The organism is Sphingomonas sp. AC411, from assembly GCF_979253035.1.
On record NZ_CEEDAQ010000001.1, the window covers coordinates 838,402 to 863,281 of the forward strand.

23 protein-coding genes and 5 pseudogenes are annotated in these 24,880 nt (G+C 66.7%); 12 read left to right on the plus strand and 16 right to left on the minus strand.

Annotated features, from left to right (window positions below):
* The first annotated feature begins 189 nt into the window (after nt 1-189).
* Together AC0IX7_RS04370 and AC0IX7_RS04375 are read left to right on the plus strand one after the other, a co-directional pair.
* The gene (locus AC0IX7_RS04370; protein WP_471810671.1) at nt 190-1,281 is read left to right on the plus strand and encodes a LacI family DNA-binding transcriptional regulator; all 1,092 of its coding nucleotides are present in this window, start codon (nt 190-192) and stop codon (nt 1,279-1,281) included.
* 64 nt (nt 1,282-1,345) lie between these two features.
* Nucleotides 1,346-3,124: an IlvD/Edd family dehydratase gene (locus AC0IX7_RS04375; RefSeq protein WP_471810672.1), complete on the plus strand. Its 1,779-nt coding sequence runs from the start codon at nt 1,346-1,348 to the stop codon at nt 3,122-3,124.
* A gap of 497 nt (nt 3,125-3,621) precedes the next feature.
* Here the strand turns inward: AC0IX7_RS04375 and AC0IX7_RS04380 are convergent, their stop codons facing one another.
* The 7 genes and pseudogenes from AC0IX7_RS04380 to AC0IX7_RS04410 all read right to left on the minus strand — a co-directional run bounded on the left by AC0IX7_RS04380 (nt 3,622) and on the right by AC0IX7_RS04410 (nt 8,774).
* Nucleotides 3,622-3,876, minus strand: coding sequence for a hypothetical protein (locus AC0IX7_RS04380; RefSeq protein ID WP_471810673.1), 255 nt, complete (start codon nt 3,874-3,876; stop codon nt 3,622-3,624).
* A complete protein-coding gene (locus AC0IX7_RS04385; RefSeq protein ID WP_471810674.1) occupies nt 3,861-4,241 on the minus strand; it encodes an aldose epimerase family protein in 381 nt (126 codons plus the stop codon). Before AC0IX7_RS04385 ends, AC0IX7_RS04380 begins: the two co-directional genes overlap by 16 nt.
* Before the next feature lie 26 nt (nt 4,242-4,267).
* Nucleotides 4,268-4,462, minus strand: a pseudogene (locus tag AC0IX7_RS04390) (aldose epimerase family protein); the annotation flags it as partial.
* Entirely contained in the window at nt 4,462-5,877 is a 1,416-nt protein-coding gene (locus tag AC0IX7_RS04395) for a sugar porter family MFS transporter (protein ID WP_471810675.1), read from the minus strand. The pseudogene AC0IX7_RS04390 and the gene AC0IX7_RS04395, both read right to left, overlap by 1 nt.
* 45 nt (nt 5,878-5,922) lie before the next feature.
* The gene (locus AC0IX7_RS04400) at nt 5,923-6,801 is read right to left on the minus strand and encodes an SMP-30/gluconolactonase/LRE family protein (protein ID WP_471810676.1); all 879 of its coding nucleotides are present in this window, start codon (nt 6,799-6,801) and stop codon (nt 5,923-5,925) included.
* 1 nt (nt 6,802) lies between these two features.
* Nucleotides 6,803-7,588 carry an SDR family NAD(P)-dependent oxidoreductase gene (locus AC0IX7_RS04405; protein ID WP_471810677.1) on the minus strand — a complete coding sequence of 262 codons (786 nt, stop codon included), beginning with the start codon at nt 7,586-7,588 and terminating at the stop codon, nt 6,803-6,805.
* A 4-nt stretch (nt 7,589-7,592) separates the two neighbouring features.
* Complete coding sequence (locus AC0IX7_RS04410) at nt 7,593-8,774, minus strand: fumarylacetoacetate hydrolase family protein (RefSeq protein ID WP_471810678.1); 1,182 nt, start codon at nt 8,772-8,774, stop codon at nt 7,593-7,595.
* A gap of 451 nt (nt 8,775-9,225) precedes the next feature.
* Here AC0IX7_RS04410 and AC0IX7_RS04415 point away from each other — a divergent pair, with 451 nt between their 5' ends.
* Nucleotides 9,226-10,896: a chloride channel protein gene (locus AC0IX7_RS04415; protein WP_471810679.1), complete on the plus strand. Its 1,671-nt coding sequence runs from the start codon at nt 9,226-9,228 to the stop codon at nt 10,894-10,896.
* Nucleotides 10,897-10,909: 13 nt separating this feature from the next.
* Here AC0IX7_RS04415 and AC0IX7_RS04420 read toward each other — a convergent pair whose 3' ends face one another.
* On the minus strand, nt 10,910-12,385 hold the full coding sequence (locus AC0IX7_RS04420; RefSeq protein ID WP_471810680.1) for a PAS domain S-box protein: 1,476 nt from the start codon (nt 12,383-12,385) through the stop codon (nt 10,910-10,912).
* 171 nt (nt 12,386-12,556) lie between these two features.
* Between AC0IX7_RS04420 and AC0IX7_RS04425 the strand changes: the two genes are divergently transcribed.
* Entirely contained in the window at nt 12,557-12,826 is a 270-nt protein-coding gene (locus AC0IX7_RS04425) for a GlsB/YeaQ/YmgE family stress response membrane protein (RefSeq protein ID WP_187503002.1), read from the plus strand.
* A 410-nt stretch (nt 12,827-13,236) separates the two neighbouring features.
* A complete protein-coding gene (locus AC0IX7_RS04430; protein ID WP_471810681.1) occupies nt 13,237-14,172 on the plus strand; it encodes a crotonase/enoyl-CoA hydratase family protein in 936 nt (311 codons plus the stop codon).
* Here the strand turns inward: AC0IX7_RS04430 and AC0IX7_RS04435 are convergent, their stop codons facing one another.
* Both AC0IX7_RS04435 and AC0IX7_RS04440 read right to left on the minus strand, forming a co-directional pair.
* Nucleotides 14,173-15,072: a putative bifunctional diguanylate cyclase/phosphodiesterase gene (locus AC0IX7_RS04435; RefSeq protein WP_471810682.1), complete on the minus strand. Its 900-nt coding sequence runs from the start codon at nt 15,070-15,072 to the stop codon at nt 14,173-14,175.
* Nucleotides 15,042-16,073 (minus strand): GGDEF domain-containing protein, encoded by a 1,032-nt coding sequence (locus tag AC0IX7_RS04440; RefSeq protein WP_471810683.1) that lies wholly within the window; start codon nt 16,071-16,073, stop codon nt 15,042-15,044. Before AC0IX7_RS04440 ends, AC0IX7_RS04435 begins: the two co-directional genes overlap by 31 nt.
* Nucleotides 16,074-16,385: 312 nt before the next feature.
* Between AC0IX7_RS04440 and AC0IX7_RS04445 the strand changes: the two genes are divergently transcribed.
* From AC0IX7_RS04445 to AC0IX7_RS04475, 7 genes and pseudogenes are all read left to right on the plus strand, one after another.
* On the plus strand, nt 16,386-17,066 hold the full coding sequence (locus AC0IX7_RS04445; protein ID WP_471810684.1) for an NAD(P)H-dependent oxidoreductase: 681 nt from the start codon (nt 16,386-16,388) through the stop codon (nt 17,064-17,066).
* A 40-nt stretch (nt 17,067-17,106) separates the two neighbouring features.
* Entirely contained in the window at nt 17,107-18,144 is a 1,038-nt protein-coding gene (gene adhP, locus AC0IX7_RS04450; RefSeq protein ID WP_471810685.1) for an alcohol dehydrogenase AdhP, read from the plus strand.
* An 86-nt stretch (nt 18,145-18,230) separates the two neighbouring features.
* Nucleotides 18,231-19,231 (plus strand): annotated as a pseudogene (locus AC0IX7_RS04455) (phosphoketolase family protein); the annotation flags it as partial.
* 174 nt (nt 19,232-19,405) lie between these two features.
* A complete protein-coding gene (locus AC0IX7_RS04460) occupies nt 19,406-19,783 on the plus strand; it encodes a hypothetical protein (RefSeq protein ID WP_471813734.1) in 378 nt (125 codons plus the stop codon).
* Complete coding sequence (locus AC0IX7_RS04465; RefSeq protein ID WP_471810686.1) at nt 19,671-20,048, plus strand: hypothetical protein; 378 nt, start codon at nt 19,671-19,673, stop codon at nt 20,046-20,048. The genes AC0IX7_RS04460 and AC0IX7_RS04465 overlap by 113 nt, the downstream gene beginning before the upstream one ends.
* Nucleotides 20,048-20,547 (plus strand): annotated as a pseudogene (locus AC0IX7_RS04470) (phosphoketolase family protein). Before AC0IX7_RS04465 ends, AC0IX7_RS04470 begins: the two are co-directional and overlap by 1 nt.
* Entirely contained in the window at nt 20,525-21,574 is a 1,050-nt protein-coding gene (locus AC0IX7_RS04475) for an acetate/propionate family kinase (RefSeq protein WP_471810687.1), read from the plus strand. Before AC0IX7_RS04470 ends, AC0IX7_RS04475 begins: the two are co-directional and overlap by 23 nt.
* A gap of 391 nt (nt 21,575-21,965) precedes the next feature.
* Here AC0IX7_RS04475 and AC0IX7_RS04480 read toward each other — a convergent pair whose 3' ends face one another.
* From AC0IX7_RS04480 to AC0IX7_RS04505, 6 genes and pseudogenes are all read right to left on the minus strand, one after another.
* On the minus strand, nt 21,966-22,178 hold the full coding sequence (locus tag AC0IX7_RS04480; protein WP_471810688.1) for a hypothetical protein: 213 nt from the start codon (nt 22,176-22,178) through the stop codon (nt 21,966-21,968).
* Nucleotides 22,166-22,402 (minus strand): hypothetical protein, encoded by a 237-nt coding sequence (locus AC0IX7_RS04485; protein ID WP_471810689.1) that lies wholly within the window; start codon nt 22,400-22,402, stop codon nt 22,166-22,168. The genes AC0IX7_RS04480 and AC0IX7_RS04485 overlap by 13 nt, the downstream gene beginning before the upstream one ends.
* 145 nt (nt 22,403-22,547) lie before the next feature.
* On the minus strand, nt 22,548-23,180 hold the full coding sequence (locus AC0IX7_RS04490; RefSeq protein WP_471810690.1) for a response regulator transcription factor: 633 nt from the start codon (nt 23,178-23,180) through the stop codon (nt 22,548-22,550).
* Nucleotides 23,173-23,856 carry a sensor histidine kinase gene (locus AC0IX7_RS04495; RefSeq protein ID WP_471813736.1) on the minus strand — a complete coding sequence of 228 codons (684 nt, stop codon included), beginning with the start codon at nt 23,854-23,856 and terminating at the stop codon, nt 23,173-23,175. The genes AC0IX7_RS04490 and AC0IX7_RS04495 overlap by 8 nt, the downstream gene beginning before the upstream one ends.
* Nucleotides 23,857-23,970: 114 nt before the next feature.
* Nucleotides 23,971-24,066, minus strand: a pseudogene (locus tag AC0IX7_RS04500) (hypothetical protein); the annotation flags it as partial.
* Nucleotides 24,067-24,163: 97 nt separating this feature from the next.
* Nucleotides 24,164-24,853 (minus strand): annotated as a pseudogene (locus tag AC0IX7_RS04505) (PAS domain-containing protein); the annotation flags it as partial.
* Nucleotides 24,854-24,880: the final 27 nt, after the last annotated feature.

The window sequence follows — 24,880 nt, forward strand, 5'->3', positions numbered from 1 at the left end:
TCCTCCCTGGGCCATCCTCGCCCCCTGTGTCGGGGACCCGCGGAAGCCCTGCCTGACTAATGTTGGGAGCGGTAACACGCAAGCCCGCGTTCCCGCCCATTTCTGGCCGTTCCGCCAGTTGTCCGATCATCTAGCACCGGATAACGATTGCAGGCTGATTATGTCGTAATCCCCTGCTAAACATCCGGCATGGGGAAAGAACCGCGCAAGCCGCGCACCGCAACCGGACGCCGGAGCGGCGCACCGACGATATCCGATGTGGCGACGCTCGCCGGCGTATCGCCGATGACCGTATCGCGCGTCATCAACGGCGAGGCCAAGGTCCGCGACGCGACCCGCGAGACGGTCAACGCGGCGATCGCGACGCTGCATTACGCGCCGAACCGCGCCGCGCGCAGCCTGGCGGGCGGCGGGCAGATGCGGATCGGACTGCTCTACAGCAATCCGAGTTCGGCCTATCTCAGCGAGTTCCTGGTCGGCAGCCTCGAACAGGCGAGCCGCAGCGACGTGCAGCTGGTCGTCGAGAAATGCGATATCGGCGATCACGAGATCGAGGTGGCCGAACACATGATCCGCAGCGGCGTCGATGGCGTGATCCTGCCGCCGCCGCTGTGCGACTCGCGTGGCGTGCTCGACACGCTGATCGCGGCGGGCGTGCCGACCGTCGTCGTCGCGACCGGATCGCCGCCTGCCGATACCGCGGCGGTGACGATCGACGATTTCGAGGCGGCGCGGGCGATGACCCGCCACCTGATCGGGCTCGGCCATGCGCGCGTCGGCTTCATCATCGGCAATCCGAACCAGACCGCCAGCCAACAGCGCCATGAGGGCTATCTCGCGGCGATCGCGGATGCGGGGCTGCCCGAGGATCCGTCGCTGATCGTCGGCGGGCTGTTCACCTATCGATCGGGGCTCGATGCGGCGGAGCAGTTGCTCGACGCGAAAGATCCTCCGTCGGCGATCTTCGCGAGCAACGACGACATGGCGGCGGCGAGCGTGGCGGTCGCGCATCGCCGTGGGCTCGACGTGCCGGGCGACCTGACGGTGTGCGGGTTCGACGACAGCGCGCTCGCGACGACGATCTGGCCCGAACTGACGACCATCCACCAGCCGATCGCTGATATGTCGCGCGCGGCGGTCGACCTGCTCGTCTCGGCGATCGTGCACCGGCGGGGCGGCGGCAAGGATGCCAACCGGCATGTCGTGCTCGACTATACCCTGGTACGACGACAGTCGGATGCGGCGCCACGGCGGCGTCCGCCGGCGCGGGTCCGCGCTTGACCGAGCCCCGCCTCGCAAGGTAGCGCTCCCACAAGATAAATCGTCGCGTTCAGGAGAGTTTGCAGTGGACCGTGTACCGGTGAAGCCGTTCCGATCGCGCGACTGGTTCGCCGATCCCGCCCGCTCGGACATGACCGCGCTCTATCTCGAACGCTTCATGAACTACGGGCTGACCCCGGCGGAACTGCGCTCGGGCCGGCCGATCATCGGCATCGCACAGTCGGGCAGCGACCTTTCGCCGTGCAACCGCATCCATCTCGAGCTCGCCAAGCGGACTCGTGACGGGATCCGCGACGCCGGCGGCATCGCGATGGAGTTCCCGGTCCATCCGATCTTCGAGAATTGCCGGCGACCGACCGCGGCGCTCGATCGCAACCTTGCGTATCTGGGGCTGGTCGAGACGCTGTACGGGTATCCGATCGACGCGGTCGTGCTGACCACCGGCTGCGACAAGACCACGCCGTCGGGCATCATGGCGGCGTCGACCGTCGATATTCCGGCGATCGTGCTGTCGGGCGGACCGATGCTCGATGGCTGGCATGATGGCGAGCTGGTCGGCTCGGGCACCGTGATCTGGCGCAGCCGGCGCAAGCTGGCCGCGGGCGAGATCGACGAGGAAGAGTTCCTCAACCGCGCCACCGACAGCGCGCCGTCGGCCGGGCATTGCAACACGATGGGCACGGCGTCGACGATGAACGCGGTCGCCGAGGCGCTTGGGTTGTCGTTGACCGGATGCGCGGCGATTCCTGCGCCGTACCGCGAGCGCGGGCAGATGGCATATGAGACCGGACGGCGGATCGTCGAGATGGCATATGAGGATCTGCGTCCGTCGAAGATCCTGACGCGCGAGAGCTTCCTCAACGCGATCCGGGTGGTCAGCGCGATCGGCGGGTCGAGCAACGCGCAGCCGCACATCATGGCGATGGCGCAGCATGCCGGCGTGACGCTGTACCCGGAGGACTGGTCGGATCACGGCTACGACCTGCCGCTGCTGGTCAACATGCAGCCGGCGGGCAAGTATCTCGGCGAGCGGTTCCACCGGGCGGGCGGCGTGCCGGCGGTGCTCCACGAACTGATCGCGGGCGGGAAGCTCGACACGTCTTGCCTGACCGTCACGGGGCGGTCGATCGGCGAGAACATCGCCGGGCGCGAAACGCGCGACCGCGAGATGATCAAGCCGTTCGACGCGCCGATGATGGAGCGTGCGGGCTTCCTGGTGCTCAAGGGCAATCTGTTCGATTTCGGGATCATGAAAACGTCGGTGATCTCGGCGGCATTCCGCGCGCGCTATCTGTCGACGCCGGGCGCGGAAGATCGGTTCGAGGCGCGGGCGATCGTGTTCGAGGGCTCGGACGATTATCACCACCGGATCAACGATCCCGCGCTGGAGATCGACGAAGGCTGTATCCTGGTGATCCGCGGGGCGGGGCCGATCGGCTGGCCGGGCTCGGCGGAAGTCGTCAACATGCAGCCGCCCGACGCGCTGATCCAGCGCGGCGTGCTGGCGCTGCCGACGCTCGGCGACGGACGTCAGTCGGGGACGTCGGACAGTCCGTCGATCCTCAACGTGTCGCCCGAGAGTGCGGTCGGCGGCGGGCTGTCGTGGATCCGCACCGGCGACACGATCCGGATCGATCTGGTCGCGGGGACGTGCGACGCATTGGTCTCCGACGAAGAGATCGCACGGCGGCGGGGCGAGGGACTCCCGCCCGTGCCGGAAAGCAACACGCCATGGGAAGAACTCTACCGCGAGAAAACCGGGCAATTGGCCGAAGGCGGCGTGCTCGACTTCGCGGTGAAGTATCGCGGGATTTCGGCGAAGACCCCTCGGCATAATCACTAAGGTCCGGGGAGGGCGCGCGTGTTTGGTGCACGCCTCCTTCCCCGTCATCCTGGACCTGATCTAGGATCCAGAGTCACGCGCGCTGTGCTTGAGTTACCCTGGGTCCTGACTTTCGTCAGGATGACAAAGTGAGGGTGAGATCTCGGGATCACCCCGCGCCTTATGTCCCGCGCGCGCCATCCAGGAGCATCCCACTCCGAACCGTCATCCCAGCGAAAGCTGGGATCTCTCCGAGTGACAGGCGTCATCCGCCCCGCAGGATACCCAGCTTCCGCTGGGGTGACGGATTTTGGGAGCGGGATCCCGGTAGCGGGCTTGGTTAGGCAATCGCTGTGTTGTCCACGCTGCTCGTTCAAAACGCACCACCCCGGTGAAGGCCGGGGCCCAGTTGGGGAACGTTGCTGACGAAGGGCGGTGCGTAGGTACTGCGACCATCCCAACTGGGCCCCGGCCTTCGCCGGGGTGGTGCTCCACAACGATACAAGCCGGTAGCCCGACTAGCCCAGAGCCACCGTCAGCCCCATCGCGATCGTCCGCGTCTCGCCCGGTGCCAGGATCGTCGGGTCCGCCAGGTTCAGCGCGTTCGGCATGTCGCTCACCGGTTCGGCGCAGAAGAAGCCTAGCCCCGGCGGCGTGAAGACGTGCAGATACGGCGTGCCCTCGCCGGTCAGCGTGATCGTGTCGTCCGGCGTCGCGATCGTCGCCGCCTTGTCCCACCCCTCATACGCGTTGTCGATCAGCGACGACCGCACCACGCCGTCCCCCGAGACCAATCCGCGAAGTGCGTCGCCCCGGTCCGCTCGGTCGGCAGCATCGCGTCGTCGGCCAGCCACACGGACCCCGCATCGAAGCTCAGCCGCGTGTCCTCGCCGGCCGGAAAATACGGGTGGAACCCAAGGCCCGCCGGCATCGCCCGGTCGCTGTCGTTCCGGACCGACAGCGACACGCGCAGTCCGGATTCGTCCAGCGTAACATGCTGCTCGGCGCGGTAGGACCAAGGCCAGTCCGCATCGGCTTGGTGACGATGGACCAGCACCGCCGAGTCCGCCTCCGACGCCTCCACGTCCCAGCCACGCAGCCAGCCGACCCCGTGGAGCGGATGATCCTGTCCCTCCATATTGCGCGGCAGCGCATACGCCTCCCCGCAAACACGAACCGCCCATCGGCGATCCGGTTGGCATATGGCACCAGGGGGAAGCACGCGGTCTCCAGCGGGTTGGTCGCGCCCGCTGGGGTCGGGCGCAACACATCGCGGCCCTGGTAGGTGAGGGCGGCGATGGTGCCGCCCAGTTCCGGCTGGAGCGCGACCTTCCAGTCGCCTGCTTCGAGATGCAGCATCAGCCCGGCATGTCCTCGAGTTCGCGACCGCGGGTCTCGGAGACCATCTTCCACACGAAGAAGAACGAGACGAACGCCGACAGCGCATAGAAGCCATAGGTGAGCGACAGGCCGAGCGAGATCGCCATCGTCGGGAAGCTGACCGAGATCGCGAAGTTGGCGAACCACTGCGCGAAGCCCGCGACCGCGAGCCCCGAACCGCGGATCTGCGTCGGGAACATCTCGCCGAGCATCACCCACATGATCGGGCCCCAGCTCAGGTTGAAGAACACGACATACGCATTGGCCGCGATCAGCGCGATCAGGCCGTTCTGGTCGGACAGCCGCAGCGTGCCCTCGACGATCGCGCCGCTGGCAAAGCAGATGCCGACGATCGCGAGCGTGACGGTCATGCCCGCAGACCCGATCAGCAGCAGCGGCTTGCGCCCGACCTTGTCGACCAGCGCGACGGTGAGCAGGCAGGCGATGATCGACAGCGAGCCCGACAGGATGTTGATCAGCAGCGCATCGCTCTCGCTGAAGCCGACCGACTGCCACAGCACCGAACCATAATAGAACACGATGTTGATGCCGACGAACTGCTGGAAGATCGCGAGGCCGATGCCGGTCCAGACGATCGGGCGGATCTTGCCACTGGCCTTGTCGATCAGGTCCGACAGCTTGGGACGATGCGCGTCGGCCGACAGCGAACCGCGGATCTCGGCGACTTTCCGCTTGGCTTCGGTGGCTCCGAACAGGCGGGTGAGGACTGTCTCGGCTTCGTCGTAACGCCCTTTTAGGACCAGGAAGCGCGGGCTTTCGGGGATCAGGAACAGCGTCACGAGATAGATCGCGGCGGGGATGACCTGCATCCAGAACATCCAGCGCCACGCCGGATAGTCGAGCCAGAACAGCGCGGTCGACGACCCGGCGATGCGGGCGAGATACCAGTTGGCGACGAACGCACCGGTGAGGCCGGTGATGATCATGATCTGCTGCACGCTCGACAGCCGGCCGCGGACGTTCGCGGGGACGACTTCGGAGATGTAGACCGGGGCGAGCACGCTGGCGGCACCGATGCCGAGCCCGCCGATGATCCGCGCGAGGACGAACATGGTGGCCGAAGTGGCCGCACCCGCGCCGAGTGCGCTGACGATGAAGAGTACCGCGGCGATCATCATCACGTTGCGGCGGCCGAGATTGTCGGCGAGCCGCCCGGCCATGAATGCGCCGACCGACGAACCGATCAGGATCGCGCCGACGGTGAAGCCGGTGCCGAGCGACGACAGCGCGAACGTGCTCTCGAGCCCCGCCTGCGTGCCGTTGATGACGCCCGAATCATAGCCGAACATGAACCCGCCGATCGTCGCGACGATGACGATCATCGCGATGAGCGCTCGGTTCACATGTTGGCCGGAATCTGCCGCAATGGTCATTATATTTCCTCTCCGGTACGACGCTCTGGCGGCATCGTTGGCAATTTACAGGGTGACGGGATCGACGGGCACGCCGGGAACGGCGACGCGGAAGGTGAACAGATTGCCGGCGAGCGGTTGGGCGGCGCGGGCGTCGTCGTCGAGGCCCTTGGCGGCGGTCGTCGCATAGGCGGTGCGACCGTCGGGACCGCCGAGCGCGATCTTGGTGATGTTCGCGACCGGGAAGCGGACGATATCGGTCAGGCTGCCGTCGGGGGCGTAGCGGCGTGCCGCCCAGCCGCCGAAGAACCCGACCCAGACGCCGCCCTCGGAATCGCAGATCGCGCCATCGGGATGACCGTCGTCGGGACCGACCGTCAGGAACACGCGCGGCGTACCCAGCGTGCCGTCGGCGTCGACCGGATATGCATCGATCCGCTTGCCGAGCGTGTCGACCGCGTAGAGCGTGCGGCCGTCGGGCGCGATCGCCGGGCCGTTGGTGATCGCGACCGGCGGGATGTCGGTCTTGGTCAGCGCGCCCCGATGCCAGTGATAGACATGGCCGGTCTCGTCGGATTCGGCGTTATCCATCGTCCCGAACCAGACGCGACCCGCGGAATCGCGCGCGGCGTCGTTCAGGCGGTTGCCGGGAGTTTCTGGGTGGACGGCGGCGAGATGCTCGAACACGCCGGTCGCCGGATCGAACCGGTGGAGGGCGCCGCGCACCCCGGCCAGGAAGCCGCCATCGTCGGCGGGGATCACCCAGCCGGTCTGGTCGGGCGCGTCCCAGCTGTCGAGCGTGCCGGTCTCGGGATCGAAGCGGTACACGCTCGGCGCCTTGATATCGACGAACCACAGGGCCGCGTCGCGCTCGGCCCAGATCGGGCCTTCGCCGAGCGTCGCGCCGACTTCGCAGATGCTCGTCGCCTGGATCTCGCGGGGCATGTCAGCGCCAGCCCGCATCGACGAAATAATCATGGCCGGTGCACATCCGCGCATCGTCCGAGGCCAGGAACAGCACCAGCGCCGCGACGTCGGCGGGCTGGACGCGGGTCTTCAGGCACTGCGCGGCGATGATCTCGGCCTCGCCCTCGGGCGTGTACCATTTCAGCTGGCGCGGCGTCTCGACGTTGCCGGGAACGATCGTGTTCACGCGGATGCCATCCCCACCCAGGTCGCGCGCCATCGCGCGGGTCATGCCCTCGATGCCGGCCTTGGCCGTCTGATAGATCAGCAGTTCGGGCAGCGCGAGGTGCCACGAGATCGAGCCGAAGTTGAGGATGACGCCGCCGCCGGCGCGCTTCATCGACGGCACCACGGCTTGGCCGGCAAAGAACAGGTGGCGCAGGTTGGTCGCCATCCGCTCGTCCCAATATTCGGGCGTGATCTCGTCGATCGTGTGGCGATCGTCGTTGGCGGCGTTGTTGATCAGGATATCGATCCCGCCGAGCTGCTTCTCGATCCGAGCGACCGTGGACTTGAGCGCATCGATGTCGCGCAGGTCGAGCGGCAGGAAGATCGGTGCGGTCGCGACGTCAGGCGTCAGCGTCTCGATCAGCGCGTTCGCTGCGTCCTCGGCCATGTCGACGAATGCGACGTGCGCACCCTGCCGCGCGAACGCCTCGACTAGGCCGGCGCCGATCCCCGACGCGCCCCCGGTGATCAGGACGCGTTTGCCCTTCAGGCTCGGATAGATCGCCGTCTGGTCGGCAGCTTTGGTCTTTTGCAGCACGTGGTTACGCTCCCTGTTTCTTGGTGTGCGCGAGCAGGCCACGACCTGCCAGATTGCGCATGAGATCGCTGATCCCGTAATTCCACGGTGCGGCATCCTTCGACGTCGTCACCGGATTGACCAGCGCGCCAAGCTTCGGATTGGAGATCGTGACGACGTCGCCGACCGCGTGCGTGAAGCCGCGGCCGGGCTCGTCGCGGTCCTGCGTCGGTGCGAACAGCGTGCCGAGAAACAGCACGAAGCCGTCGGGATATTGATGCTCGCTCATCGCCTGGCGGACGAGATCCTCGGGATCGCGGCTGATCTGGTCCATCGAGCTGCTGCCGTCGAGACGATAGCCATCGGCGCCCTCGATCGTCAGCGCGATCTCTGCGGCGCGAATGTCGTCCATGCCGAATTTGTCGTCGAACAGGCGGATGAAAGGCCCGATCGAGCAGGACGCGTTATTGTCCTTCGCCTTGCCGAGCAGGAGCGCGGAACGCCCCTCGAAATCGCGCAGGTTGACGTCGTTGCCGAGCGCCGCGCCGACGGTCTTGCCGTCGCGGTCGACGATCAGCACGACTTCCGGCTCGGGGTTGTTCCAGGTGGAGTCGGATCGGATGCCGATCTCGCCGCCCCAGCCGATCGTCGACAGCGTCGGGCTCTTCGTGAAGATCTCCGCGTCGGGGCCGATCGCGACCTCGAGATATTGCGACCACATGCCGTCTTCGATCAGCGCGGCCTTCAGCGCGTCGGCTTCGGGCGATCCGGGTACGACCGACCGGATGCTGCCGCCGACGCGCTCCTCGAGACGAGCGCGGACCGCGACCGCGGCGGACGCGTCGCCGCGCGCCTGTTCTTCGATCACGCGTTCCAGCGCGGACACGGCGAAGGTCACGCCCGATGCCTTGACGCATTGCAGGTCGATCGGGCTCAGCAGGCGGATCTTGGCACCGGGTTCGGGCGACAGGTGCAGGTCGTCGAGATGACCCAGATCGGTACCGGCATTCGTATCGAACTCGCCCGACGCGACCAGATCGGCGACCGTCGGTGCGACACGGGACATATCGTAGACGCGGCCGCCACGAACGATCACCGGGGTAGGTCCATCGCCGCTGTCGATTCTGCCCAGCAAAATGGCCTGGTCCCAGTCGGCAGGCAACGCCACCGCCGATGCGAATGCGATCTCCACGATATCCCTCTCCATATTGTTAGCGTTACCCTATGCGCGCCAGCGAGCCCGTCAAGCCCCCTGCGTTACATCATCCCATCCTCTATGCGATCGCCGATCCGACTTCCGCAATGAACAATTGAACGACATTGATCAGATAAATCAACCGCCTTATGAAACAGGGTCGGGACGCGGTCAACGCAGGCCCGGGCGGTAGTGCGCGGAAGCGCAAACCAAGGGGCCCAGCGCGACCGCTTTGATGATAACGATATCATCGCCGCCCATCGCGCAGACCTAAATTGGGCCGCGGTCCGATCGTCACGTCGCGGACTGCCGCGCGTGCGCACGACGAAAGCGCGATGGCAAAACGCGCGCCAGGACGTAGAGGCGGATATCGACCGTCGCGATTGGGTGCCTGATCCTGCAACCTCTGTCCGCCCTCAAATGGTTTCGCCGGCGCGTCCGGACGAGCGAAGCCGCGTTCATCGTGCTGGCGACGCTGGTTGGGGCGGGGGCGGGGTTGCTCAGCGTGCTGCAAGGCGCCGCCGCGCGGACGATGCAGCATATCCTGTTCGGCCTTTCGTCCGCCGCCCGGCTCAGCGCATTGCCCTCGCTGCCGCTGGCGGCGCTGGTCGTGCTGCCGATCGGTGGGGTCGTGCTCGCGCTTTTCTCCTGGGCGACTCGCGCGCGCAGGCGGCGGATGGTCGATGCGGTCGAGGCGAACGCGCTGCACGGCGGCCGCATGTCGGTGCCAGACAGTCTGGTGATCTCCGGGCAGACGATGCTGTCCAACGGCTTCGGCGCATCCGTCGGCCTGGAGGCGGCCTATGCGCAGCTCGGCGGCGCGATCGGGTCGGTGACCGGGGCCGCGTTCAACCTGCGCCGCGCCGATCTGCGCAACCTCGTCGGGGCCGGCACCGGTGCGGCGATCGCCGCCGCCTTCGGTGCGCCGCTGGCCGGAGCGTTCTATGCGTTCGAGATCGTCATCGGCGCCTATACGCCGACCGCGCTCGCGCCGGTGGTCGCCGCCGCGCTGGCCGGTACGCTGGTCGCGCACCTCCTGGGGATCCAGCCCTATGTGATCGATTCGGTCTCGACGATGCCGACCGAGACGCATCATTACCTGCTCTATGCCGGGCCTCGGCGCGCTGTGCGCGGGCATCGGTATCGCGTTGATGCACGCGGTCGCGCTGGTCGAGCGGGGACGCGGCGTGCGCGCCTGCCGGATTGGCTGCGTCCGGCGGTCGGCGGACTGCTGCTGATTCCGGTCGCGCTGGTATCGCCGCAGGTTCTGTCCGCGGGGCATGGCGCGCTCCACGCCGATCTCGCGCTCGGCGCGCCGCTGGGGTTTATCGCGACCATCTTCCTCGCCAAATGCGCGGCGTCGATCGTGTCGCTGGGATTCGGGTTTCGCGGCGGGCTGTTCTTCGCGTCGCTGTTCCTCGGCACGCTGGTCGGGCATGTGTTCGCCGGCAGCCTCGCCGCGGTGGTCGGGCAGGAGGTGCTCGATCCGCGCAACGCCGCGCTGGTCGGGATGGCGGCGCTCGCGGTCGCGGTGGTCGGCGGGCCGATGACGATGGCGATGCTCGTGCTGGAGGCGACTCACGACTTCGCGCTGACCGGCGCCGTGCTGGCGGCGGCGCTCGTGTCGTCGACGATCGTGCGCGAGACGTTCGGCTACAGCTTCTCGACCTGGCGGCTGCATCTGCGCGGCGAGACGATCAAGAGCGCGCGTGACGTCGGTTGGGTGCGGACGCTGACCGCGGGGCGGATGATGCGGCGCGAGACCAAGGCGATGCCCGCGGCGACGACGATCGCCGAGTTCCGCCGCCGGGTGCCGCTCGGGGCGACCAGCCGCACCGTCCTGGTCGACGCCGACGATCGCTATGCGGGGATCGTCCAGACTCCGACCGCCTATGCCGAGGGGCTCGATCCCACGTCGCCGGTCGGAGCGCTTGGCGTCAATACCGACGCCGCGTTGACGCCGACGATGGACATCGCGGAGGTCATGCGCCGCTTCGACGCGTCCGGCGCCGACGAACTCGCGGTCCTCGACGAAGACCGGATGGTGCTCGGCATCTTGTCGGAATCTTTCGTACGACGCCGCTACGCCGAAGAACTCGAAAAATCGCAACGCGAACTGTTCGGCGAGCGCTGATCCGGCGGCCGGCTCACGCACCGACCCCGCGTTCGTGCGCCCAGACCACCGCGGCGCTGCGCCGGTTGACGCCGATCTTGGCGTAGAGCCGCGCGACATGGTTGCGTACGGTGTTGCGCGACAGATCGAGCCGGTCCGCGATCGCCGCGTCGTCGAGATCCTGGCAGATCAGTTCGAGCACCTCGCGTTCGCGCTTGCTGAGGTCTGCTACCGGCGCGCTCCCACCTGCGCTGGTTCGCGGGTTCCGCAGCGTCGCCAGCTTGTCCATGATCGACCGGCTGAGCCAGTTGGCGTCCTTCATCACCGCGTCGATCGCCTCGACCAGTTCGAGTTCGCCGCGCCTGCGGGCTGAGATGTCCTGGTACAGCCACAGCACGCACGGATCGCCGTCGATGCTGACGCGCTCGGCAGAGACCAGGCAATCGAGCGGTTCACCTTTCCGGTGGAGCAATTGGACGTCGAGCCCGCGAAACCCGCCCCGATCGCGAATTTCGGTCTCCAGTCCCTCCCGCTGCGCCGCGTCGTTCCATAACTGAAGATCATCCGCGACCCGCTCGATCACGGCCTCGTCCGCATACCCGGTCAGCGCCTTGAACGCCGCATTGACCTGGACGATGCGGTTGTCCTCGCCCCGCGTCACGACCATCGCGACCGGCGCCATCTCGAACACCGAAGCGAAGTGCCGCTCGCTCGCCTTCAGCGCATGCTCGGCACGGCGCCTGGGCTCGAGGTCGGCGAAGGTGAACAGCACGCAGTCCTGGTTGGCGACCTCGATTGGCTGGCCGGCGAGGATGACCAGCGTCGTATCCCCGTTCGCGAGCGGCAGTTCGGCTTCGAGTTGCGGCACCGTCTGGCCGTTGACGACGCGGTCCTTGACGAACGCCTTGCGCTCGACCTGCGCGAGAAAGTCGAGATCGAACAGCGTCTTGCCGATGATCTGCTCGTGGTCGTAGCCCGACAGGTCGAGAAAGCCCTGGTTGACGAGCACATAGCGCTGGTCGGCGACGCGGATGATCAGCGCCGGTGCGGGGTTCGCATGGAACATCGCCTCGAACCGGTCCTCGGCATCGAACCGTTCGGATACGTCGTTGATGACCAGCCCCAAGCAATCGGGTTCGCCGCCATCCTCGTCCATGACGATGTCGCGCACCTGGTGCACCCAGCGCGGCTCGTCGGCGTCGATCGGCGCCACCTCGACGATCAGGTCCGGGAAGCTCTCGCCCGCGAGCAATCGCATCAGCGGATATTCGCGCCGGGGCAAGGCGCGCCGGTCGCGGTAGCGCAGCCGGAACCGCGTGGCATAGTCGTCTGCGGTTTCGCCCAGATCCTCGACCGCGCGGACGCCGTGCATCTTCAGCGCGGCGGGGTTGGCGCTGAGAATGATCCCGGTCGGATCCATCAGGATCACGCCCTCCAGCAGCCCGGTCATGAGCTGTTCCAGGTGGTGCAGGGTGGGCGCATGCAGCGGCTTGCCGGAGGTTTTCGTCATGCTCGTTCAGCGCCGGAGCCAGGCCTCCGGTTCCGCACGCGTCGGCATAATATACCAATGCCCCCGGTGCGTCTGCACCAATCCCAAAATCCGTGAAGCGCGCCGGAACTGAACGGAATGCGCACCATGTCGGTTGATGCCCCAGTACCATTATCCACTAGGAGCCACATCATGAACCTCATCATTCTTCTCGTCGTCGGCGGACTCATCGGCTGGGTCGCCAGCATGATCATGCGGACCGATGCTCAGCAGGGCGTCTTCCTCAATGTCGTCGTCGGCATCGTCGGTGCTTTGCTCGCCGGTTTCCTGATCACCCCGCTGATCGGTGGCGCATCGATCATGGACGGCGCGCTCAACATCCAGTCGATCCTGATTTCGCTGGTCGGCGCGGTGATCCTGCTTGCGATCGTCAACATGTTTCGCCGCGGCTCGGTTCGCTGAGCGGACGGGGAGGCGGCGCGACGCTCGTGCCGCCTCCCGCACTCACTAGCGCGGCCAACTCCTTTACTGAGGATCTGGCTCGCGGTCGGCAGACCAAGGCAGGCAATCGCAACGTCTCGACCCTGAAGAAGGACTAGGACGTAGCGCCGATTTAATCTCAAGCCCGCGATCGCTGACCGGCGACGCGGGTTTGGTGCGTTTCGAAACGTCTCCGACCAGAGCGGCTGATTCGGGGGATAGTCTCCAAGCGATTCCGGCGATGCATTTCGACACGGCATCGCGAGATGCGACGTCGTCTTCCAGCATATGCGTTTAGCGGTTGCGGAACGCGTTTCTCGCGGGCGCTTTCGCCAGAAAATGCGACCTATGTCGCTCGCAGCAAAACGCTGCGGGTGAACAAGGACGTCGCCATGACTCTCGAATATCCTGCTATCCTGCCCATCGATCGCACCAAGTCGCGCCATCAACGATCGGTCGAGATACCGCCGCCCCCGCAACCCCGGCGGCCGTTCGCCTTCGCCGATCTGGAAACCCAGTTCGACCCAGAGCTGGACACGCTGTGGACCTATATGCGGCAACGGGTCAGGCCGAGTTTCAATCCGGGCCTGCTCGCCGAATTCGGACATTGGCAGGCCGATATAGCCCAGGCGTGTTCGTCGGGCGACATGCCGATCCGCTACGTCGTTCTCGGATCGCGCTTTCCCGGCGTGTTCTCGCTCGGCGGCGATCTGGATCTGTTCTCCGACCACATCCGCAACGGTGATCGCGAAGCGCTGGTCGCTTACGGACGCGCCTGCGTCCGCATACTGCATCGCAACATGTTGAGCCTCGATCGACCTATCATCACGATCGGCCTTGTCGAGGGCGATGCGCTGGGTGGTGGCTTCGAGGCGCTGCTGTCGTTCAACGTCGTCATCGCCGAACGCGGGACGAACTTTGGGCTTCCGGAGACGAATTTCGGGCTCTTCCCGGGGATGGGGGCGCACTGCTTCCTGTCTCGCAGGCTCGGGGCGGCGCGAGCCGAGCAGATGATCCTCAGCGGACGAAGCTACAGCGCGGAAGAACTCTACGACCTCGGTATCGTTCACGCCCTGGCCGATCCGGGCAAGGGGCGCGCGGAAGTGGAGAGCTATATTCGGCAGAACCGTCGACGCCATAGCGGTCATTGCGCGATCTACGAGGCTTCGCGATCGGTCAATCCGCTGGCGCTCGGCGAGCTCGAGGCCGTCGTCGATCTTTGGGCGGATGCGGCCCTCAGGCTCAGTGACGCGGACCTTAAACTGATGCGGCGCCTGGTGGGGGCCCAGACCAGACTGCTCGAAAAGGCGCAGGTGGCGTCCTGCTGATCAGGACCGCTGCTGCGCCTTGATCCCACCGTCGGCAAGCATCGACGCCACCATGCTTGCCGGCATGGGATGCGCAAGCAGAAAGCCCTGCACCGCATCGCACCGGGTCCGACGGAGTTGATCCAGTTGCGCCTGCGTCTCGACGCCCTCGGCGACCGTTCGCATCCCGAGCTTTGCGGCGAGATCGATGACCGTCTGGACGATCGCCACCGACGCGGGGCTCTGTTCGAGGTCGGTAATGAACGACCGATCGATCTTAAGCGTCTGGAACGGGAACTTGGTAAGATAGCTCAATGACGAATAGCCGGTGCCGAAATCGTCGAGCGTGGTCCGGACATGGAGCCGGTTGATCGCGTCGAGCGCCGCGAGCGACGCCTCGATGTCGTCAAGCAGGACCGACTCGGTCACCTCGAGTTCGAGCCGGTCCGCCGCGAACCCACTGCTCGCCAACGCACTCATGATCACCATCGGCAGATTGGTGGAACGTAGCTGGATCGGCGAGAGATTGACCGCGATCTTCACGTCCGCCGGCCATTCGCTGGCGATTCGGCACGCCTCCCGGATCACCCAGCCGCCGATCCCGACGATCAGGCCGTTATCCTCGGCGATCGGAATGAATTCGGCGGGCGAGACCGAGCCTAGCCGGCGGTTGGTCCATCGCAACAGCGTCTCGCACGAGAGCACGCGCTCGCCGGCAAGGTCGAAGATCGGCTGGAACATCAGGTGGAACTCGCCGCGTTCCAGTGCGCCCTGCATTTCCGCCGCGAGATCGCGGCCGCGTTCAATCTTCTCATCCATCAAAGGCTCGTAAAAACACATCTGCCCGCGCCCGCTGTCCTTGGCACGGTACAGCGCGAGATCGGCGTTTTTCAGCAGCGTATCGGCATTGGTGCCGTCCATGGGGCGATCGCGATCCCGAGCGATGCGCCGACCCGCAACATGCGGCCGTCATGCTGGACCGGGCGCTCGACCAGCGCGATGATCTCCCGCCCGATGTCGATCGCATCGTCGTGCCGGGCGATCGCGCAAACGACGGCAAATTCGTCGCCGCCCAATCGCGCGACGATCCCGCTTCTGCCGAACGCTTCGTCGAGGCGGCGGGCAATCCCCGCCAGGACCGCATTGCCGGCAAGATGCCCGAACGAGTCGTTGATTTCCTTGAACCGGTCGAGGTCGATCCAGTGGATCGCAAGGCTGTGATCCCGGCCGACCACGGCCTTCAGCTGCGCCTCGAACCGCTCCCGAAAGGCGGTGCGATTAGCCACGCCGGTCAGGTCGTCGCGGCGGGCGACGGCAGCGTGGTGCTCCGCCAGTGCGGTCTTTTCCCGCGATGCGATCGTCGCCCGCAGGATCACGCCATAGGTCTGCAACGTGATATCCATCATCGCCACCACGAACAGCAGGATGACCACGCCGAGCACGATCTTGAGCGGCTCGACCGAGGCGAACAGTCCCAGCGCCAGCGGGACCGACGCGAAACACAATTGCGACAGCGCGATCCACGGTCGACCCGCGTTGCGACCGGCGATACCCGCCGCATACCCCACCGCCGTCGTCACCGCGAGCAACTGCAGCACGCCGTCGGTCGTATGCACCAGCGTAAGCAAGCCGAACGTACCGAGCAGCGCCGAGTAGCAAAGCGCGCCGGTGCGATAGAGAAATTCCTGACGGTTGGCCCAGCGCCCGGCCAGCGTGCTTCGGGTCGAGCCAGAGCGGCGCAGGCGCAGCGCGTCGACGATCCTGATGCCGGCGACGATGACGATGGCGACGGCACACACGACCATCGACCGGCTTCCGCCGACCAGCGCCACGATCGCCGTGATCGCGCCGCTGGTCAGCGCTCCGATCACCAGCGACTGGGGCGATGCATAGAGCGATCTCGACAAGGGTATGCCGGACATGCGCGGCGATCGCCTGGTCGGACTGTCGCAACTGTCGCAGGCGGGAAATAAGACCGGTCATCGATCCGTACATGGCGGGTAGCGAGGTGAAAGAAACGTTAATACTCGCGCTGAGGTTGCCCCAAACGAGACGAACGCGCCGATTTTATCTTTTAGCCGAAAAACTTAGCGCGTCGGACCGACTGCGTAGTTTCCGAGGGATCAAGCACCCGCCCCCATGGCGTAGACCGTTTCGAGGTCATCGGATGACGTCGCGGTCGATGGCGCCGCGATGCCGATACCGGTGAGCTTGCGACGGAGGACGAGGCGATGATGGGCGACACGCAAGAGACGGGAACGGGGCGGCATGCCGTGATCCTCTGCCATCCCGGTCCGGCCAGCTTCAACCACGCGATCGCCGACGCCTATTGCGCGGCGGTCCGCGCGGCTGGGCAGACGGCCGTGTTGCGCGACCTGTATGCGATCGGGTTCGACCCGGTGCTGAAGGCGGCGGAGCGGCCGACCAATGTCGCGGCGACCTACGGCCAGGACGTGCTCGACGAGATCGAGCATATCGCCGGGTGCGACGTGTTCGTGCTGATCTATCCGATCTGGTTCGGGACCCCGCCGGCGATGCTCAAGGGCTATGTCGAACGCGTGTTCGGGGCTGGCGTCCAGCCCGAGGCGCTGCAGGACCGCGCGCGTACCGACCTGCTCGGCGGCAAGCGTCTGCTCAGTTTCTCGACCTCGGCCGCGAGCAAGATCTGGCTCGACGAACAGGGGCAGGGGCAGGGCCTCAACAGCGTCTTTGACCAGTATCTCGTCCACGCGTTCGGGATGCGATCGCAGGAGCATCGCCGGTTCGCGCATATCGTGCCGGGGCTCAGCGCGCGGTTCGCCGACCAGTATCTGCGCGATGTCGCTGCGCAGGCGCAGCGGACCTGCGCGCAGATCGCGTTCGGGGACGAGGCGCTGCTCGCCGACCCCGCGCTCGTCACCCGGATGGCGCGTTGATCTTCCCGCATCTTCAAGCCCGCATCTTTTAGGACGTTTCATGACCCGTATGATGCAAGCCGCCGTCGTCGAGGCATTCGGCAAACCCCTGACCCTGCGCGAATGGCCGGTGCCGAGCGCCGGGCCGGGGCAGATCGTCGTCAAGACCGAAGCGTGCGGGGTCTGTCACACCGACCTGCACGCGGCGCGTGGCGATTGGCCGGTCAAGCCGGTGCCGCCGTTCATTCCCGGCCATGAGGGGATCGGCATCGTGGTCGAGGTCGGCGCGGGCGTGACGATCGTCAAGCTCGGCGACCGGGTCGGCGTGCCGTGGCTCTATTCCGCGTGCGGACACTGCGAATATTGCCTGTCCGCGTGGGAGACGGTGTGCGCCGAGGCGCAGTTCGGCGGCTACACGCGCAATGGCGGGTTCGCGGAGTATATCCTCGCGGATCCGAACTATGTCGCGCACATTCCCGCCGGATTGTCCGCGGTCGAGGCGGCGCCGATCATCTGCGCGGGCATCACGACCTACAAGGGCATCAAGGAAACGGGCGCACGACCGGGCGAGTGGATCGCGATCTCGGGTGTCGGCGGGCTGGGGCATCTGGCGGTGCAATATGCCAAGGCGATGGGGTTGCGCGTCGCCGCGGTCGAAGTCGACGCGGGCAAGCTCGCGCATGCCGAGGCCTTGGGCGCGGACCTGCTGATCGATGCCCGCGAGAAGGATGCGATCGCCGCGCTCAAGGACGGCACTGGCGGCGGCGCGCACGGCGTCCTGATCACGGCGCCGTCGCTGGTCGCTTTCAACCAGGGCGTGGCGATGACCCGCCGGCGCGGGACGTGCGTGCTGGTCGGCCTGCCACCGGGCGACTTCCCACTGCCGCTGTTCGACGTGGTGGCGAACTGCATCACCGTGCGCGGATCGTTCGTCGGCACGCGCAAGGACATGGCCGAGGCGCTCGCCTTTGCCGCCGACGGCAAGGTGAAGGCGGATATCGAATTGCAGCCCTTGTCGGCGATCAACGCCATCTTCGACCGCCTCGAACACGGCCAGGTCGCCTCGCGCGTCGTCCTCGATTTCGGAAGCCAGTCATGAACGATATCGCGACACGGTCGTCGGCCTTGGTGCCGAACACGACGCACCCCAAGACGCATCCGCTGTCCCCGGACATGCTGCGGCGGATGGACGCGTATTGGCGGGCGGCCAATTACCTCTCGGTCGGGCAGATCTATCTGCGCGACAACGCGTTGCTCGATCGGCCGCTGACGATCGCCGACGTGAAGCCGCGGTTGCTCGGCCATTGGGGGACGACGCCGGGTCTGAACTTCCTGTACGTCCATCTCAACCGGCTGATCGTCGAGCACGACCTCGACATGATCAACATCATCGGGCCGGGACATGGCGGGCCGGGGCTGGTCGCGAATACCTATCTGGAGGGCTCGTATACCGAGCGCTATCCGGCGATCGAGCGGAGCCGGAGCGGGATGCACCGGCTGTTCCGGCAGTTCTCGTGGCCGGGCGGGATCCCGAGTCATGTCGCGCCCGAGACGCCGGGATCGATCCACGAAGGCGGCGAGCTGGGGTATTCTCTGGCCCATGCTTACGGCGCGGCGTTCGACAATCCGGACCTGATCGTCGCCTGCGTCGTCGGTGACGGCGAGGCGGAGACGGGCGCGCTGGCGGCGAGCTGGCATTCGAACAAGTCTTCAACCCCGCGCGCGACGGCGCGGTGCTGCCGATCCTGCACCTCAACGGCTTCAAGATCGCCAACCCGACGATCCTCGCGTGGATCGACGGGCATGAGCTCGACGCGTTGCTGCGCGGCTATGGGCATGAGCCCTATTATGTCGGCGGGAGTGATCCGGCGGCGGTCCACCAGCAGCTCGCCGCGGCGCTCGACAAGGCGTTGGCGAAGATCCAGGCAATCCAGGCGGCGGCGCGGATCGAGGGCGTGACGCCCGAGCGTCCGCGCTGGCCGATGATCGTGTTCCGCACGCCAAAGGGCTGGACCGGGCCGAAGTTCGTCGACGGCAAGCCGGTCGAGGGCACGTGGCGCGCGCATCAGGTGCCGATCGCGGACTTCAAGGATCCCGAGCATCTGCGCCAGCTCGAGGCTTGGATGCGGAGCTATCGGCCCGAGGAGCTGTTCGACGCGAACGGCAAGTTCATGGAGGAGTTTGCCTCGCTTGCGCCGACCGGGCATCGGCGGATGGGCGCGAATCCGCATGCCAATGGCGGCGAGCTGATGGTGCCTTTGTCGCTGCCCGACTTCCGCAGCTTTGCAGTGCCGGTGGACGCGCCGGGCACGGTAAAGGCGGAGGCGACGCGGGTACTCGGCCGCTATCTGCGCGACGTGATGAAGCTCAATCTGGCAAGCGTGAACTTCCGCCTGTTCGGGCCGGACGAGACCGCGTCGAACCGGCTGGCCGACGTGTACGACGTGTCGGGCAAGGTCTGGATGGCGGAGATCGAGGCGGTCGACGAGCATCTGAGTACCGATGGCCGCGTGATGGAGGTGCTGAGCGAGCATCTGTGCCAGGGCTGGCTGGAAGGGTATCTCCTGACCGGGCGGCATGGGCTGTTCTCGTGTTACGAAGCGTTCGTCCACATCGTCGATCTCGATGGTCAACCAGCATGCCAAGTGGCTGAAGACGACCCGGACGATCCCGTGGCGGCGGCCGATCGCGTCGCTCAACTACCTGCTGACGTCGCATGTCTGGCGGCAGGATCATAACGGCCTGTCGCACCAGGATCCGGGGTTCATCGATCACGTCGCGAACAAGACTGCGGACGTGACGCGGATCTACCTGCCGCCCGATGCGAACTGTTTGTTGTCGGTCGGCGATCATTGCCTGCGCAGTCGCGGCTATGTGAACGTGATCGTCGCGGGGAAGCAGCCCGAGTGGCAATGGCTCGGGATCGACGCGGCGGTGCGGCATTGTACGGCCGGCGCGGGATCTGGGAATGGGCGGGCAACGATGCCGACCCCGACGTGGTGATGGCGTGCGCGGGCGACGTGCCGACGCTGGAGACGCTGGCGGCGGTGACGTTGTTGCGGAGTATGTGCCCGACATCCGTATCCGGGTGGTGAACGTGGTCGACCTGATGGTGTTGCAGCCGCGCTCCGAACATTCGCACGGGCTCGACGAGCGCGAGTTCGATGCACTGTTCACGCGGGATACGCCGGTGATCTTCGCGTTCCACGGCTACCCAGCGATGATCCACAAGCTCACCTATCGACGGGCGAACCACGCGAACATTCATGTCCGCGGGTACAAGGAGATGGGGACGACGACGACGCCGTTCGACATGGTCGTGCTGAACGATCTCGACCGATACCGGCTGGCGCTGGATGCGATCGAGCGGATCCCGCGGTTCCAGGACCGGGTGCCGCGCGAGACGGCGCGCTATTGGACGACGATGGAGCGGCACAAGCTGTATATCGCCGAACAGGGCGACGATCTGCCGGAGGTGCGTGACTGGCAATGGTCGAGGTAGAGGGGGCGCGGTAGTTCTGGCGCTCAATAGCGGATCGTCATCGCTGAAATATGGGCTGTACGCGGTCGATGGCGATCCGGTCCTGCTGGTTGGTGGGACGATCGAAACGCCCGACGACGATGGCGACGATCACGGGCGCTTTTTCGATACGATCGAGACCGCGTTGCAAGGCTTTCCGGCTCCGACGGTGATCGGACACCGGATTGTCCATGGTGGGCCGCATCGCAGCGCGCATTGTCGGATCGACGATGCGGTGATGGCGGATCTGGAAGCGGCGTGTGCGTTCGCGCCGTTGCATGGGCCGGCGTCATTGGCGCTGATCCGGGTGGCGGGGGCGCACTATCCGGGTCTGCCGCAGGTCGCGTGTTTCGATACGGCGTTCCATGCGGGGATGCCCGACGTCGCGAGCACGCTGCCGATCCCGCGCGCGTATTGGGCGGGCGGGGTGCGGCGCTATGGCTTCCACGGGCTGTCGTGCGAGTCGATCGTCCGCCAGCTCGGCGACGACAGGCCTGCTCGGCTAGTGATCGCGCACCTCGGCAATGGCGCGAGCGTGACCGCGGTGCGCGATGGCGGCTCGATCGACACCAGCATGGGGCTCACCCCGTCCGGCGGCGTCATGATGGCGACGCGGACGGGCGATCTCGATCCTGGCGTGCTGCTGTATCTCCTGCGTGAGACTGGACTGGATGCCGCGGCCTTGGCGACGCTGGTCGATCATGCATCGGGGATGGCTGGGGTCTCCGGGCTGTCCGGCGACATGCGGGTCCTTCGCGCCGCCGCGACCGAGGACGCCGACCTCGCGCTCCGCATGTTCGAGCGGTCGGTGTGCAAGCAGGTCGCGGCGATGATCGTCTCGCTGGGCGGTGCCGACATGCTCGTGCTCACCGGCGGGATCGGCGAGAACGACGCGGCGACCGGTCGGGCGATCCGTGCGGGGCTTGCCTGGTTGCCCGGGCTCGACATCCGGATACTGCCCTCGCAGGAGGACGCGCAGATCGCGCTCCACGCCGCCGCAATCGCCTGACGACCTCCGCGAGGTACGTGCTTTCCGAGGCCCGACGGCTTCGCCCGCCCGCGCTATTGTCTTGATACGGATCAGCCCTTCGAGACACGCATCGTGCGGCGGCGAGGGCGGACCGGCGGGGACTTCGCCATGAACGCTATCCATACCGAGATGCTCTATTTCCAGCGCCGCCTGGACGCGACGCGAGCGATGGCCGACGCTGCGGCGGGGCCTTGTGCACGGATGGCGCATGAGACGCTCGCGCGGTTGTATGGCGAGACGCTGGCGGCACTTGGCGCGACGCTGCCCTGCCTGATCGCCGAACCCGTGGCTGCGATCCCGCGGCGGGTGTTCCGGGTCGAGCGCGCGGTGACGCCGCCGACGCTGCGCAAGGCGACGGTCCGTCCTCGTCTTACGCTGAAGCTCGCCTGCCGAGGCGCCGCCCGACGTGGAGCACGGAAAGGCCGGGGAATTTTTCTCCGGCCTTTCGTTTCAGCCCTCGGCGTTCCAGGTGGACCAGCCGCGGTCGATCGAGGCGGCGATCGCGGTGAGCAGGGGCGTCGCCGGTGGTGCGGTCGAGGATGCGGTCGCCGTGGCGTTCGGCGGCGTGAATCAGCGCAGGCAAGGGCAGTCCGCTGTCGAGCAGGATCGCCTTCCCCTCCAGCCCGAGGCGCGCATCGCGTGGAGCGCGGCCATGCCGCCGCCCTCTTCGCTGTCACCAGCGACATCGACGACTATGCACGAGACGTCGCGCGAACGCGGGTCGGCGAGCAGCGCGGCGCAGGTCGCGTAGGAGCGGACGTCGTAGCGTTCGGAGACCAGCATGATCTGGCGCGCACGGCGGATCACCGGGTCGCCGTCGACCAGCGAAATGCCGATGCCGTCATGGGTGTAGGGGGCTGGTCGGTCATCGCGCGGTCCTTTGTCCCGACCGTGAATGACACGCGTACTGCGCCGCGTCTGTACGTAGAAGGCGAGGGTTGGGTGCGGGGCGTCAGGCTGTCTCGGCGGTCTCGCCCAGCCCCGCCGCGAACGCGATGCGGAGGACGTCGGACAGGCTGCGTGCCGCCAGCTTCTCCATCAAATTGGCGCGGTGGACCTCGACCGTGCGGGTTGCGATGTCGAGGTCGTAGGCGATCAGCTTGTTCGGGCGGCCGAGCACCATCCCGTCGAGCACGTCGCGCTCGCGCGGGGTGAGCGCGGCGAGCCGGACGATGGCGTCGGCGGCGGCGAGGTGCTCGCGATCGGACCGTGCGGCATGGGCCAGTGCGGACTCGATCGCCGCCAGCAATGCGCTGCGCTCGAACGGCTTTTCGAGAAATTCGATCGCGCCCGCCTTGATCGCGCGGACCGCGAGCGTCACGTCGCCGTGGCCGGTCAACATGATCACCGGCAGCGCGATGCCGGTCTGGGCGAGGCGCGCCTGCACCTCGAATCCGTCGAGATCGGGCATCCGGACGTCGAGCAGCACGCAGCCTCGCGTCTCGCGCGTCACGGCCTTGAGGAAATGCGTGCCGGCGGGATAGGTCTCGACCGCGTAGCCGGCCTTGCGCAGGAGAAAGCCGACCGACTGACGGATCGCCTCGTCGTCGTCGACGATATGGACCGTTCGCAAAGTGTCAGTCATGGGTTTCGCCTTCGGGGAGTGCGGCCAGCGGCACGGTGAAGTGGAACGCGGTGCCGCCGCTCGCCACGCCCTCTGCCCAGATACGCCCGCCATGCGCCTCGACGATCGTCCGGCAGATCGACAGGCCAAGGCCCATGCCGTCCTCCTTGGTGGTCGCGAACGCCTCGAACAGGCGCGCGCGGACGGCGGTGTCGATGCCGGTGCCGGTGTCGGCGACGGTGATCTGCATGCAGCCCTCGCGCTCGGGCGCGGTGGTGATCGTCAGCACCTTGGCGGGCGAGCACGCCATCGACTGGATCGCGTTGCGGATCAGATTGACCAGCACCTGCTGGATCTGGATGCGGTCGACCAGCACCATGACGTCGCCCGGCGCGACGAGCCTGGTCACCGTGATGCCGGCCTCGTGCGCGCCGAGCAGGCCGAGACTGGTCGCCTCCTCGACGAGCAGGTCGAGCCGCTCATCGCGGAACCCGGTATCGCCGCCGTCGACGAACGCGCGCAGCCGCCGGACGATCGTCCCCGCGCGCAGCGACTGCGCCGCCGCCAGATCCAGCGCCTCGGCTACGTCGGCCAACAGCGGATCGTCGCTGTCACCGATCATCGCCCGCGTGGCTTCGAGATAATTGGCGATCGCGGTCAGCGGCTGGTTGATCTCGTGCGCCAGGGTCGACGCCATCGTGCCCATCGCGCTGACGCGGGAGACGTGGACGAGTTCGGACTGGAGTTCCTTCAGGCGCCGCTCGGTCGCGTGGCGGTTGGTGAGGTCGCGGATGAAGCCGGTAAAGATCCGCTCGCCGCCGATCGATGCCTCGCCGACCGCCAGCTCGATCGGGAACGTCTCGCCGCCTTTGCGCATCGCCCGCTCGAGCCGGACGTTGCCGATCACGTGGCGCTCGCCGGTATGGCGGTACTTGCGCAGCTGCGCGTCGATCGCGCGCGTCGGTGTGCGGCATCAGCATCGCGACGTTCTGGCCGACCACCTCGCTTGCGGTGTAGCCAAAGACGAGTTCGGCGGCCGCGCTGAACCAGGCGACGATGCCGTTCTCGTTCATGACGATCATCGCGTCGGGCACGGTGTTCAGGATCGAGCGGAGATGATGTTCGCGGCGCACGATCGCGGCCTCGGCGGCCTTATCGTGCGTGATGTCGCGGATGACCTTGCCGAAGCCGCGCAGCGCACCGGCCTCGTCGTGCAGCGCTGTGATCGTGACCGCGGCGAGAAACTCGGAGCCGTCCTTGCGCACCCGCCAGCTCTCCTCCTCGATCCGGCCGCAGGCATGCGCGCGGGCGAGGTCGGCTTCGGGCTTGCCCGCGGCGATATCGTCGGCCGGGTAGAAGACCGCGACGTCGCGACCGATGATCTCCGCCTCGGCCCAGCCCTTGATCCGCTCGGCGCCGCGGTTCCAGATCGTCACGCGGCCCTGCGGATCGAGCATGTAGATAGCATAGGTCGTCGCGCCGTCGATCAGCAGCCCCAGTTCCTCGGCCAGCGTCGCATCGCCGCGCGCGACGGATGCGGCAGTACCGTCGGGGGATTGCGACGCGATCATGCGGGCGGTGCGGTTGCTCGTGGCACGAAGCGGCAAGTCATTGAGACGGGGGCCTTGTCCTGCGGACGATTCCGATCCGTCGGGCGTCGAGGTTTCGACCTCCGACATCGGAACATGACCCATGTTAAGCGAAATATCCACTATACGCCA